The 12,145-nt window shown below is 53.4% G+C and carries 12 protein-coding genes; 5 read left to right on the plus strand and 7 right to left on the minus strand.

The window, feature by feature from the left end; translation table 11 throughout:
- Nucleotides 1-91: 91 nt before the first annotated feature.
- Both mlc and ynfL read right to left on the minus strand, forming a co-directional pair.
- The gene (mlc, locus tag F3J28_RS07115; protein ID WP_166874228.1) at nt 92-1,309 is read right to left on the minus strand and encodes a sugar metabolism global transcriptional regulator Mlc; all 1,218 of its coding nucleotides are present in this window, start codon (nt 1,307-1,309) and stop codon (nt 92-94) included.
- Nucleotides 1,310-1,434: 125 nt separating this feature from the next.
- The gene (gene ynfL, locus F3J28_RS07120) at nt 1,435-2,337 is read right to left on the minus strand and encodes a multidrug efflux transcriptional activator YnfL/SxtR(Kp) (RefSeq protein ID WP_166874231.1); all 903 of its coding nucleotides are present in this window, start codon (nt 2,335-2,337) and stop codon (nt 1,435-1,437) included.
- A 99-nt stretch (nt 2,338-2,436) separates the two neighbouring features.
- Between ynfL and ynfM the strand changes: the two genes are divergently transcribed.
- The 5 genes from ynfM (at nt 2,437) to F3J28_RS07140 (ending at nt 6,979) form a co-directional block, all read left to right on the plus strand.
- Nucleotides 2,437-3,687, plus strand: a complete 1,251-nt coding sequence (gene ynfM / locus F3J28_RS07125) for a multidrug efflux MFS transporter YnfM/SxtP(Kp) (protein ID WP_166874234.1) — start codon at nt 2,437-2,439, stop codon at nt 3,685-3,687.
- Between the two features lie 74 nt (nt 3,688-3,761).
- Nucleotides 3,762-5,246 (plus strand): carboxypeptidase M32, encoded by a 1,485-nt coding sequence (locus F3J28_RS07130; protein ID WP_166874237.1) that lies wholly within the window; start codon nt 3,762-3,764, stop codon nt 5,244-5,246.
- Between the two features lie 152 nt (nt 5,247-5,398).
- Nucleotides 5,399-5,878 (plus strand): acid resistance repetitive basic protein Asr, encoded by a 480-nt coding sequence (gene asr, locus F3J28_RS07135; protein WP_166874240.1) that lies wholly within the window; start codon nt 5,399-5,401, stop codon nt 5,876-5,878.
- 115 nt (nt 5,879-5,993) lie between these two features.
- On the plus strand, nt 5,994-6,074 hold the full coding sequence (gene ydgU / locus F3J28_RS22615; RefSeq protein ID WP_483862443.1) for a small membrane protein YdgU: 81 nt from the start codon (nt 5,994-5,996) through the stop codon (nt 6,072-6,074).
- A 98-nt stretch (nt 6,075-6,172) separates the two neighbouring features.
- Nucleotides 6,173-6,979 (plus strand): trypsin-like serine peptidase, encoded by an 807-nt coding sequence (locus tag F3J28_RS07140; RefSeq protein WP_166874243.1) that lies wholly within the window; start codon nt 6,173-6,175, stop codon nt 6,977-6,979.
- Between the two features lie 51 nt (nt 6,980-7,030).
- On the opposite strand, the gene mrdB is transcribed toward F3J28_RS07140, so the two are convergent.
- From mrdB to mdtJ, 5 genes are all read right to left on the minus strand, one after another.
- Nucleotides 7,031-8,143 (minus strand): peptidoglycan glycosyltransferase MrdB, encoded by a 1,113-nt coding sequence (mrdB, locus tag F3J28_RS07145; RefSeq protein WP_166874246.1) that lies wholly within the window; start codon nt 8,141-8,143, stop codon nt 7,031-7,033.
- Nucleotides 8,144-8,278: 135 nt separating this feature from the next.
- Complete coding sequence (locus F3J28_RS07150) at nt 8,279-8,920, minus strand: ATP-dependent Clp protease proteolytic subunit (RefSeq protein ID WP_166874249.1); 642 nt, start codon at nt 8,918-8,920, stop codon at nt 8,279-8,281.
- A gap of 193 nt (nt 8,921-9,113) precedes the next feature.
- Nucleotides 9,114-11,267, minus strand: coding sequence for a bifunctional diguanylate cyclase/phosphodiesterase (locus F3J28_RS07155; protein ID WP_166874252.1), 2,154 nt, complete (start codon nt 11,265-11,267; stop codon nt 9,114-9,116).
- A gap of 134 nt (nt 11,268-11,401) precedes the next feature.
- Nucleotides 11,402-11,731 (minus strand): multidrug/spermidine efflux SMR transporter subunit MdtI, encoded by a 330-nt coding sequence (gene mdtI / locus F3J28_RS07160; protein WP_008459264.1) that lies wholly within the window; start codon nt 11,729-11,731, stop codon nt 11,402-11,404.
- Nucleotides 11,718-12,092 (minus strand): multidrug/spermidine efflux SMR transporter subunit MdtJ, encoded by a 375-nt coding sequence (mdtJ, locus tag F3J28_RS07165; RefSeq protein WP_166874253.1) that lies wholly within the window; start codon nt 12,090-12,092, stop codon nt 11,718-11,720. The genes mdtI and mdtJ overlap by 14 nt, the downstream gene beginning before the upstream one ends.
- Nucleotides 12,093-12,145 lie beyond the last annotated feature (53 nt).

The raw sequence follows: 12,145 nt of genomic DNA on the forward strand, positions 1-12,145 counted from the left end.
ATAAAGAGAAAAACTAACGCGGGAAAGTCTAAAAGAATGGCGCTGTAGCCAGATTGAGATAGCGCAATTTTTGTTGAATCAGGGCCGAAGATTAGCCCTGCAGCAGACGAATTAATAAAGAGCCGTTATACATTGCATCTTTTACCAGCGCCGCGCCGGCCATGGTGCCTCGATTATCAAACTGCGTCCCTTCGACCACCGTATGACTGCTATAGGCGGGTAATGCCTGCTGGCGAATACAGTCCGTAATCGCTGGGTGAAGGATGGCGGCGGCGCGGTTAAGCGGCGAACCAATAAGAATTTTTTGCGGATTAAACAGGTTAACCATGATGGCCAGAATACGCCCCACGTTTTGCCCGACGCCGATAATGATATCTTTTGCCAGCAGATCTCCGCTTAACGCGGCGTCGCACAGGGATTCCACGCTCAGCGGCTGGCCGTGTAACATTGAGCCCATTGACTGGCTCATACGCTGCTGCGCCAGCTCCAGCACGCTTTCGACGCTGGCAATGGTTTCAAGGCAGCCGTGGTTGCCGCAGTAGCAGCGTTTTCCGTAAGGATCGACCTGCGTGTGGCCAATTTCCACCAGGCTGCTGCTGCCCGCGTGAAGCAAACGCCCATCGGTGATAACGCCTGCGCCAACGTTGTGATCAATCACCACCTGAATCACATCTCTTGCGCCCTGAGAAGCACCAAATAGCCCTTCTGCCATGGTCCAGGCGCTGATATCGTGCTGGATAAAGACCGGGACGCCGGTGTGATTGCCCAGCGCTTCGCCCAGCGGCATATCGCAGACATCGTAGAACGGCATGCGATGAATAACGCCATGAACGGTATCAATGATGCCCGGTAGCGTAATGGCGATGGCGGTCAGGCGTTCAAGCTTTTGCTGATGGCGAATAAAGAACTGATCGACCTGAAAGATGATGCGTTCCAGTAAAGGCTGCGGGTCGTCCGTCGGCAAGTCTACCGTGTCTTCCACCACCAGTTTGCTGCTAAGGTCGCGAAGCCCCAGTGAAATTTCACTGCGGCTCAGGCGAATGGAGAGGTAATGCCAGGCTTCTGTTTCAAGCATTAAGCCCACCGCGGGGCGACCACGGCTGCCGGGGTCCTGAATCTCCGTTTCCTGTACCAGATGCGCCTCAAGCATTTCCCGCACAATCTTGGTGATACTGGCCGGAGCCAGCTGCGCCAGGCGGGAAAGATCGATTCGCGACACCGGACCGTGGGTATCAATCAAACGATAAACAACGCCGGCATTGGTTTGTTTAATCTGATCGATATGGCCCGGTTGACTATCAGCAACCACGTGGTACTCCCTTTATTTTCGCGCTTCGAAATAAACTTTTAGGCTATGGTGAAACACTTCAAGTGGGGTCGTCAAATATTTACGTAGGGTTGTGATTTACCGCACATATTCCCGCCACATTTGGCCTATTTTAACGCCCATGAGGCCTCGGTCAGCAGCGCCGAGATTCGCTTCGCTGCTTCCGATAATTCCCGATGCTTTGGCCAGACGAGCCACAGCTCAGACTGTGCCTCTGCCTCGTCAATGGGAAGCCAAACCACATCACTCAAGCGAATGCGCTGGAACGAAGCTGGCAAGATGGAAACCCCCAGCCCGGCAGACACCAACCCAATGATCGTCATCGCCTCACCAACTTCCTGGGTGATGTACGGCACGATGTTATAGCGGCGGAGTAGCCCAATAATGTCGTCGTAAAGCCCGGTGCCTACGTGCGGGTCAAAGAAAACAAACGGCTCCTGAGCAAGCTGTGTCAGCGATATCGAACGGCTGCCTGCCAGCGGATGATCGCGATGCACCATCGCCAGCAGCGGTTCACGCAGGATGAGCGTCCAGTTCAGGGTATCCGGCAGACGCGTATTGCGCATCAATCCCAGCTCAAGCTCGCCCTCATTCAGGGGAGCAATTTGTTCCCGGGTGTTCACTTCCCGCATCTGAAGATGCACGTCAGGGTAGCGCTTGCGAAAGCGAGACAGGCTGTCAGAAACGGCCTTAATAAACGGTGCAGAGGAGGTAAAGCCAATGCGCAGTTCGCCGGTTTCGCCCTGATGCAGCCGGGCAGCACGCGCGGCTGCGGCATCCACCTGGCCGAGAATTTGCCTGGCGTCGGCGAGAAACTGCTGACCCGCCGCGGTCAGGTTAACGCTGCGGTTGGTGCGCGCCAGCAGGCGAGCGCCGATTTGCTCTTCAAGGATCTGAATTTGCTGGCTAAGAGGCGGCTGGGAGATCCGCAGCCGTGCCGCCGCCCGGCCAAAATGCAGCTCTTCGGCAACGGCGATGAAATAGCGCAGATGGCGCAGCTCGATATTCATATGTTTAAAGTATCATTTGAGATTATTAATATATTAGACATAACATTTACACTTTTCTACTCTGTAAAGAATAAGTTAACACCTGCGTAAGGATCTCCCTTGAGTCGTACTACTACCGTCAGCACAGCCCCGACAGAGGACGTTGACGAAAGCCGGTCTGCCCCTTCAGTCAGCTATATTAAACGCGGTACCCCTCAGTTTATGCGCGTCACGCTGGCGCTGTTTTCCGCCGGGCTGGCTACCTTTGCCCTGCTCTATTGCGTCCAGCCTATTTTACCGGTGCTCTCTCATGAATTTGGCGTCAGCCCGGCAAGCAGCAGTATTTCGCTTTCGGTTTCTACCGCCATGCTGGCTATCGGGCTGTTGTTTACCGGCCCGCTATCGGACGCCATTGGCCGTAAACAGGTCATGGTTACGGCTCTGCTGCTGGCTTCCTGCTGTACTTTGTTGTCAACGCTGATGACCAGCTGGCACGGCATTCTGATCATGCGAGCGCTCATCGGCCTTTCCCTTAGCGGCGTTGCTGCCGTGGGCATGACCTACCTCAGCGAGGAGATGCACCCGAGCGTGGTGGCGTTTTCGATGGGCCTGTACATCAGCGGGAACTCAATCGGCGGAATGAGCGGTCGCCTGATCGCCGGGGTACTCACCGATTTCTTTACCTGGCGCGTGGCCGTCGCGGCTATCGGCTGTTTTGCCCTTGCCTCAGCGCTGATGTTCTGGAAGATTCTGCCGCAGTCGCAGCATTTTCGCGCCTCCAGCCTTCGCCCTAAAACGCTGTTTATTAACTTCCGCCTGCACTGGCGGGACCAGGGGTTACCGCTGCTGTTTGCGGAAGGCTTCCTGCTGATGGGGGCGTTTGTCACCCTCTTTAACTACATTGGCTACCGCATGATGGAAGCCCCATGGTTTCTGAGCCAGGCGGTGGTGGGCCTGCTGTCCGTCGCCTATCTGACCGGGACATGGAGCTCACCTAAAGCAGGCGCCATGACCGCGAAATATGGCCGCGGCCCCGTGCTGATTGGCTTCACGGCCATTATGTTCCTTGGTTTGACGCTGACCGTTTTCTCCTCGCTTATCGTTATTTTTGCCGGGATGCTGCTGTTCTCCGCCGGTTTCTTTGCCGCCCATTCGGTTGCCAGCAGCTGGATTGGGCCACGCGCACGTCGGGCCAAAGGCCAGGCTTCGTCGCTGTATTTGTTCAGCTATTACCTTGGCTCCAGCCTGGCGGGTACCCTTGGCGGCGTGTTCTGGCACCAGTTTGGCTGGAACGGCGTGGCGGCGTTTATCGGCTCGCTGCTGCTGGTCGCCCTGCTGGTTGCCACCCGTTTGCACCATAAGGCGCACTAACCTGCTGCCGCTCTCGTGTTCAGGTAAGCTTAATGCTATTTTCTTTGGCGTTAACAACCTGTTCACGAGGCCATATGGAAAAGCAAAACTATAATCACCTGACCCGAACCTTCCAGCGTCTGTCCCGGTTTGATCATCTGTCAGCCATTGCCGGCTGGGACATGTCCACCATGATGCCCGCTAACGGTAGCCAGGCGCGCGGCGAGGCTCTCGCTGAACTCAGCGTGCTTAAGCACCAGATCCTGACCGACAAGAAAATTGCCACCCTGCTCCAGGCCGCAGCTCAGGAAGATCTGAACGATGTGGAGCGTGCCAACCTGCGTGAAATGACTCGCCACTACCAGGAAGCAGTGCTGCTCCCGGATGCGTTAGTAGAAGAGAAATCGCTGGTAGGTACGCGCTGTGAGCACGGCTGGCGTACCCAGCGCCCGGCGAACGACTGGCAGGGTTTCTCCGCGAACCTGAAGGAAGTTGTGCGCGTCAGCCGCGAAGAGGCACGTCTGCGCGCAGAGGCAAAAGGCATTTCCCGCTATGATGCGCTGCTGGACATCTATGAACCCGGCATGACCAGCGCCAAGCTCGACGTATTGTTTGGCGATCTGCGCGGCTGGCTGCCGGATCTGCTCCAGAAGGTGGTTGGTAAGCAGTCCAAAGAAAAAATGCTGACGCCACAGGGCCCTTTCGCCACCGAAACCCAGCGTCAGCTCGGGCTGGATACCATGGCGCTGCTCGGCTTTGACTTTAACGGCGGCCGCCTTGACGTCAGCGCGCATCCCTTCTGCGGCGGCGTGCCTGAAGATGTGCGAATCACGACTCGCTATAACGAAGAAGAGATGTTCAGCTCGCTGTTTGGCGTGATTCATGAAACCGGCCACGCCCGCTATGAGCAAAACCTGCCCCGGGAATGGCTCGGCCAGCCCGTTGCGCTGGCGCGTTCTACCGCCATTCATGAATCCCAAAGCCTGTTCTTTGAAATGCAGCTTGGGCGTAGCGCGCCGTTCCTGAAACTGCTGTTACCCAAAGTGATTGAGCGTTTTGGTCCGCAGCCGGCGTTCGAGCTGAACAATTTTATCAACGTCAACCAGCAGGTGGAACGCGGCTATATTCGCGTCGATGCCGATGAAGTGAGCTACCCGGCGCACGTTGTGCTGCGGTATGAAATTGAACGGGCGCTGATCGACGGTGATATAGAGGTGGATGACATTCCGGCGCTGTGGAATGAGAAGATGCAGTCCTGGCTGGGCCTGTCCACCGAAGGCAATTACCGCAATGGCTGTATGCAGGATATTCACTGGACCGATGGGGCTTTCGGCTACTTCCCGTCCTACACGCTGGGCGCGATGTACGCGGCGCAACTCTTTAGCGCGGCATCACGCGCGCTGCCGGACCTGGAGCAGGCGATCGCCAGCGGGAATTTCACCGCCTTATTTGACTGGTTGAAGCAAAATATCTGGCAGCACGGCAGCCGTTTCACCACCTCACAGCTGATAACCAACGCAACCGGAGAAGATCTTAACCCGTTGTATTTCCGCAAACATTTAGAATCACGTTACCTGTAATCCCCTCACGCCGGGTCGTCTGTACCCGGCGTTGTACATTACGTTACATGCCGATACCAATCACTCACTGAACACTTTGATTCCCCAGCCTATAGTTCATTTCAACGGCCCCGCAGTGGGGTTGACACACAAACAAATTCGAGGATGTCGAAATGAAAAAAGTATTAGCTCTGGTTGTTGCCGCTGCTATGGGTCTGTCTTCTGCCGCTTTCGCTGCTGACACCACCGCTACCGCTCCAGCTGCTGCTCCAGCAACCACCGCTGCTGCTCCTGCTGCTAAAGCGCCAGCTGCAAAAGTAACGCATCACAAGAAACACAAAAAAGCTGCCGCTCAGAAAGCTCAGGCTGCTAAAAAGAAACACAAAAAAGCCGCTAAACCAGCGACCGAGCAGAAAGCTCAGGCTGCTAAAAAGCACCACAAAAAAGCAACCAAACCAGCTGCTCAGAAAGCCCAGGCTGCTAAAAAACACCACAAAAAAGCAGTAAAACCAGCTGCACAGAAAGCTCAGGCTGCTAAAAAACACCACAAAAAAGCAGTAAAACCAGCTGCACAGAAAGCTCAGGCTGCTAAAAAACACGTGAAAAAACATCACAAAGCCGCTGCTAAACCAGCTGCACAGCCAGCAGCATAAGTTAAACGGGGCGACCCGTTAGCTTGAAGCGTTTACATAAACACCCGGCTTGCCGGGTGTTTTATTAGGAATAAGGCACAGCCTTTAGCACGTACTTATTTCTGGAGTGCGGATAATGTTGCGACGCTACAGTTTCGAGTTAATCCTCGCCCTGCTGATCATCTGCGGTATTATTACGCTGAGCTTCTGGCTCTGATAGCGTAGTCTGCTGTTTTCACTCCCACTTTCGGTCCGTTCCGACTATAGTTACTGCATCTATAAAAACCATAATTATTAGCCCCTTCAGAGAGAGCTATGCGCAAAAGTGTTGTGTTGTTTTTAGGAGCATTGATCCTTTTACCTCAACTCGTTCACGCGGACGAAGACGACAGCCCGGCGAACGTTAAAACACTGTTCTTCGGCAAAGATGACCGTATTCGCGTGACCAACCCTGAGGACGCCCCCTGGGATGCCATTGGCCAGTTGGAAACCGCCAGCGGCAACTTATGTACCGCCACCCTGATTTCACCGCATCTGGCCTTAACTGCCGGGCATTGCCTGCTGCAGCCGCCGCGTGGTAAGGCAGACAAAGCCATCGCCCTGCGCTTTATTTCCCACAAAGGGCAATGGCGCTATGAGATCCATGATATCGAAGGCCGCGTGGACAGATCCCTGGGTCGCCGCCTTAAGCCGGACGGTGACGGATGGCTGGTTCCGTCTAACGCAGCGCCTTACGATTTTGGCCTGATTATTATCCGTAATCCGCCTTCGGGCATCACGCCACTGCCGCTGTTTACCGGCGACAAAGACGCGCTCACCGAAGCATTAAAGGCGCAGGATCGTAAAGTGACGCAGTCCGGCTATCCGCTGGATCATCTCGACGATCTGTATACCCACAGCAACTGCCTGGTGACGGGCTGGGCGCAGGCGTCCGTGCTGTCGCACCAGTGCGATACGCTCCCCGGCGATAGCGGTTCACCGCTGTTGCTGAAAACCGATCAGGGCTGGCAGCTGATTGCGGTGCAAAGTTCTGCCCCGGCAGCCAAAGACAGATACAGAGCTGACAACCGCGCCATTTCAGTCACCGGCTTCCGCGACAGACTGGAAGCGCTGGCACAATAAGCGCTCAACCCGATACCGTCGGGCACCGTAGCAATAACGGTTGCCCGGCAGTTAAACATTTTTTGACATCATCTTGCGGTGCGTATGTATTGACATAATGATGCCAAACCCGGCCATTAGCACGATCAGCGCCGAGCCTCCGTAGCTTATTAACGGCAGCGGAACACCGACTACCGGCAAGATTCCGCTCACCATACCGATGTTCACAAACACATAAACAAACAAAATCAGTATCAGACTGCCGACAACCATGCGGCCAAAAAGCGTCTGAGCCTGAGCGGCGATGATCAACCCGCGCATAATCACCAGCAGATACAGCGCCAGCAGCACTAAAATGCCGATAAAGCCCAGTTCTTCCGCCAGAACGGCAAACACAAAGTCGGTGTGCCGCTCCGGTAAAAACTCCAGCTGCGACTGTGTGCCGTGCAGCCAGCCTTTCCCTACCATACCGCCGGAACCAATAGCAATTTTTGACTGAATAATGTGATAGCCCGCCCCACGCGGATCGCGGGTCGGATCCAACAGCATCATGATGCGTTCACGCTGATAGTCATGCATAAGAAAGAACCACAGCACCGGAATGAACACCGCAATCAGCGCTGCAGCGGCGGCGATAATCCGCCAGCTAATGCCGGACAGGAACAACACGAAAAGACCGGATGTGGCCACCAGAACGGCGGTCCCGAGGTCGGGCTGCATCGCAATAAGCAAGGTGGGAACAAAGATCAGCGCCAGGGCGATGGCGGTATGTTTCAGCGATGGAGGACAGGGATTGTGATTGATAAACCGCGCCACCATCAGCGGGACGGCAATCTTTGCGATTTCAGAAGGCTGGAAGCGGATAACGCCGAGATCCAACCAGCGCTGAGCCCCTTTACTGATTTGCCCGATGCTATCCACCAGCAGCAGTAAAATAACGCACAGGGCAAAGAGCCAGGGGGCGGATCTTTCATAAAAGCGAGGAGGGATTTGCGCCATGACGATCATCACGATAAGCCCCATAGCTATCTGCCCGGCTTTGCGCTCCATCATGCCAGGATCCTGGCCGCTGGCGCTCCACATCACAAACGCGCTGTAGGCAAGCAGCAGCATAATCAACAGCAGCAGCGAAGCATCAAGATGAATCTTTAGCCAAAACATTCTTTTCTGGTGAATATTTTCCATGTAATACCTCTGCCACCATAAGGTAATTCAGGCATGGTTCCTGATATATTTTCCGGGACAAACTAACGGATTGCCCTCAGCGTTATTGCCATATCCAGGTCATGACCCGATAGTTTACCCGGTAATATTCGACTATTAATTTGAGCTGCTGGTGATAGCGTAGCTGTAGGTGGCCGGAATTATTTTTTTATCCACGGAGGATATTAACCCTACGGCCATTGCTTCACTGGGAGAATAGTTTGTAAGGTTATACTCGCTATGCAATATCTCGGCTATTTTGGCATCATCAAGTTTTGTACATGCCCGATACGTTTTTTTAAACATCTCATTGAAACGACGTGTTTCTTTTTCAAGATAAGCCACATCTGCTGGCCTGACATCTCCCTGATGTGAGATAGAGGCCGGGTGCAGGAACAGGCTACCTTCAGGCAATGAACGCCTGTCGTCTGCGGCGCAAAACATAATCGTTGCTGAAGAGCCGACGGTGGACATAGCCACGGTTGTTACGGGGATAGCAGAGCTTCTGATGGCAGCGGCAGCCATCAAGCCCGCATCCATATCACCGCCATAGCTATTGATGTAGAGATAAATTCTTTCTACATCATTATTTTTATTAACTTCATCAAAAACGCTGACCAGCCTCGATACGGCGGAAGGTTGCATTTCCCCGGTATAATAAATTTTGGCTATTTTATTTTTATCTTCCACTGGCTGCGCTGCAGCAAATGAAGAATACGAAATTAACACTGTAATGATCAGGTGTATTGCGGCTTTCACATGTCTCTCCTTGATAAACTCAACTTAACATTCCATTTCTTCATAGCTTATAACATGGGATTGCAAAAGCAAGGTGATTTATAACCAGTAATTAAACAAAGAGTTAATATTAAAAAGAAAAAACCCAACAACATAAAAAATAAAATAACCCTCTGTAATAGCAGGTAATATTAACCCATAATTTAATAGCCCACTACGCCGGGCGTAGCGCCAAAATGACCTCCAGCGGCTTAGGCGGGCTGAAATAATAGCCCTGCAGCCGGTCGCAGCCTGCCTGGCCAAGCAGCTTGAGCTGCTCTTCGTTTTCTACGCCCTCTGCCGTCACTGCCATCCCCAGCGCGGTGGCAATACGTACCGTTCCATTAACCAGAGCCAGCGCTTGTTCATCGCTGTCCACCAGTCCGGACAGGGACTTGTCTATTTTGATGGTGTCAAAGTTAAAACGGCGCAAATAGCCGATGCTCGAATAGCCGTTGCCGAAATCGTCCAGCGCCACCGCCGTGCCCTGAGACTTAAGATTGCGAATTGCCGCCAGGGCGCGCTCCGGGTTTTCCAGCACATAGCTTTCCGTCACTTCCAGTTCAAGCCTTTGCGCCGGGAACGCCGTTTCCTTTAGCACCCGGGCAACCTTGTCTTCAAATTCCGGGTCCCGGAACTGCGCCGGAGAAATGTTTACCGACAGCCGCAGATCCTCATGGGGAGCTAAATCACAGCACGCCTGGCGGAGCACAAACAATCCGAGCGAATAGATAAGACCGCTCGTTTCAGCCACCGGAATAAACTCATCTGGCAACAGTTCTCCGCCAGGGCGACGCGGCCAGCGTACCAGCGCTTCCACACCGACCATCGCCTGGCTACGTGCATCCATAATCGGCTGGTACCACACCTCAAATTCATTCCGTACAAGGCCCGCGCGAATGTCATTTTCGATGGTTAAACGGCGCTCGCGAACGTTATTCAACGCGGCATCATAATAAGTCGTGCGACCTTTTCCGGTAATTTTAGAGTGATACATAGCGATATCGGCCCGGCGGAACAGCTCCGAGCTGCTGCAATCCACCAGCGAGCCCGAAGCTATTCCGATACTGGCGCTAATATGAAGGGTACTTTCTCCCACGGGGACAGGCTGGCTAAGAAAATCCAGGACTGAACCCGCGAAGGCGGCTGAGTGTTCCCCGGCTCTCTCCCCGCCGATCATCATGGCGAATTCATCCCCTCCCATGCGCACCAGCATGCCGTTTGGTGGCACGCGATCGCGAAGAGCATGAGCAATGGTCACGATTAACTGGTCGCCTTTATCGTGCCCGTAAATATCATTCACGTCCTTAAAACCATCGAGATCGATAAATACCACGCTTTTTTCGTCGTTATCTCCCCGTTTGCTGATGGTTTCCAGCCGCTCGATGAGCGCTCGTCGGTTAGGTAAATGGCTGAGCCAGTCGGTTAACGCGATATTTCTCGCCTGCTTTTCACCTCGAGCCAGCTTGTACAGTCCCAGACTGCTGATGACGATAAAGACCAGGATTAGCACCGCCGCAAGCATCGTAATGCGCATAATATCTGCCGAAGCGGCGCGGGCCGCCTCTGCTCCAGGCAACCGCGGCTGCCAGCTAAGATATCCCAGCGTTTCACCGGAGGCGCTGTTCAGCGGCACACTTGAAGAATCAGATGGCGTGGGCGTCAGGCGTAGGTTTTCAATCTGAAACGTGTTTCCCAGCTCTTTTAGCATCGAGTTATTAATCTGACGGCCAATCACCAGGTAACGGCGCGTGGCGTCGTGAACCTGAAGCCGCCCCAACATGGGCCGAATCAGCCCAATGCCGATAAACGAAACGCCGCTCTCGGTTTGCGTGATCCCGGCAAAAATTTTTTTGTCGTCTTTAAGCATTTGCGCGTTCTGGTACACGAGGGACGCAAACCCCTTCCCAAGTTGAGAAATGTTTTGCCCCGTTACGCGTTGCCCACGAAACGAGCCCCAAAGCACATTGAACCCTTCATCCAGCACGTACACGCCATCATAGAGGTTATTGATTTTGTAACCCGCGCCCCAGGTGTTATACAGCCAGTTAACGTCCAGCTCAGGGCGATAAACTTGATTTACGGCATCGTCCCAGACCGCATTATCAATCACCAGCGCCCACACGCGGTTGACCGAAGTCTGTATGGCCCCCTGTACCGACAGGGCGCTCCGGTGTTCATCTATCTCATTGGTTTTACTGCTAATAAGGTGAAGTGAAAGGTAGAGGAGCGCGATAATAGACACGATCAGCCCGATGCCTGCCATAAACACCATGGCAAACAGGGCTCCAGCAACGGGCGTGCTTTTCCAGCTAAGAGGATTACGCAATTTCAGCTCTCTTCTAAGTGAAATAACGTGAAGGTTTTTAGGCTTTTGATTTAGAGAAGTGCTTTTACCGTAAAATAAGCGTAATACACCCTGAGGAAAGCGCTGCCCGAATAATTAACGGGCAGCGTGATGGATCAGGCAATTTTGATAATAACCATCCCGACCAGCAACAAACTCAGGCCAACCCAACCTTTGCGGTTAAGGCGCTGGCCGAAGAGGATCCAGCCCGCGGCCACGGTGGCGGCGATACCAAACCCGCCCCAGAGCGCATAGGCGACGGATAACTCAATGCCTTTAACGGCCTGAGCCAGGGCACTGAACGCGGCCAGCACGGCCAGCAGAGACAGCACGCCGTAAATCGGGCGTTTGAAACCATCAGATTGTTTTAAAAAGATATTGGCGACGATTTCCAGAATAATGGCTAACGTTAGCCACAGGGCGTGTACCCACTCAAACGACTGCATGATGCTCCCCTTTCTCTGATTTCACCGGGCGTGATTTTTTCTCTCGCGTACCCGACTTAATCAGCGCAATACCAATAACCAGCGTAGTTAAGCCAAGTATTTTTAGCGGTGAAATGGACTCATCAAACAGCATGACGCTGAAGACGGTAATAAACAGAATACCGATGCCTTCCCACATGGCATATGCCACGCCAAGGGCGATTTTTTTAACCGAAAACGCCAGAAAAATATAGGAGATCGCGATCATGACCAGCATGAAAATATACCCCATATTACTTTCGTTTACGCTTGACCATTTCATTGACAAGGTGCCGGTAATTTCGGCAACGATGGCTAAGCCCAATAAAATCCAATAAATCATGATTTCTCTCCTGACAGAGAAAATAAAGATGCAAAAACCGACAAGCCACGTCA

This window comes from Enterobacter sp. Ap-1006, assembly GCF_011752835.1.
Taxonomy (GTDB): domain Bacteria; phylum Pseudomonadota; class Gammaproteobacteria; order Enterobacterales; family Enterobacteriaceae; genus Cedecea.

What these genes read in the sequence shown, in the direction of transcription:
- mdtI (WP_008459264.1), bottom strand. Translation starts at nt 11,731, where the DNA reads ATGCAGTCGTTTGAGTGGGTACACGCCCTGTGGCTAACGTTAGCCATT.
- mrdB (WP_166874246.1), bottom strand. Translation starts at nt 8,143, where the DNA reads ATGGAAAATATTCACCAGAAAAGAATGTTTTGGCTAAAGATTCATCTT.
- ydgU (WP_483862443.1), top strand. Translation starts at nt 5,994, where the DNA reads ATGTTGCGACGCTACAGTTTCGAGTTAATCCTCGCCCTGCTGATCATC.
- asr (WP_166874240.1), top strand. Translation starts at nt 5,399, where the DNA reads ATGAAAAAAGTATTAGCTCTGGTTGTTGCCGCTGCTATGGGTCTGTCT.
- ynfL (WP_166874231.1), bottom strand. Translation starts at nt 2,337, where the DNA reads ATGAATATCGAGCTGCGCCATCTGCGCTATTTCATCGCCGTTGCCGAA.
- F3J28_RS07130 (WP_166874237.1), top strand. Translation starts at nt 3,762, where the DNA reads ATGGAAAAGCAAAACTATAATCACCTGACCCGAACCTTCCAGCGTCTG.
- mdtJ (WP_166874253.1), bottom strand. Translation starts at nt 12,092, where the DNA reads ATGATTTATTGGATTTTATTGGGCTTAGCCATCGTTGCCGAAATTACC.
- F3J28_RS07140 (WP_166874243.1), top strand. Translation starts at nt 6,173, where the DNA reads ATGCGCAAAAGTGTTGTGTTGTTTTTAGGAGCATTGATCCTTTTACCT.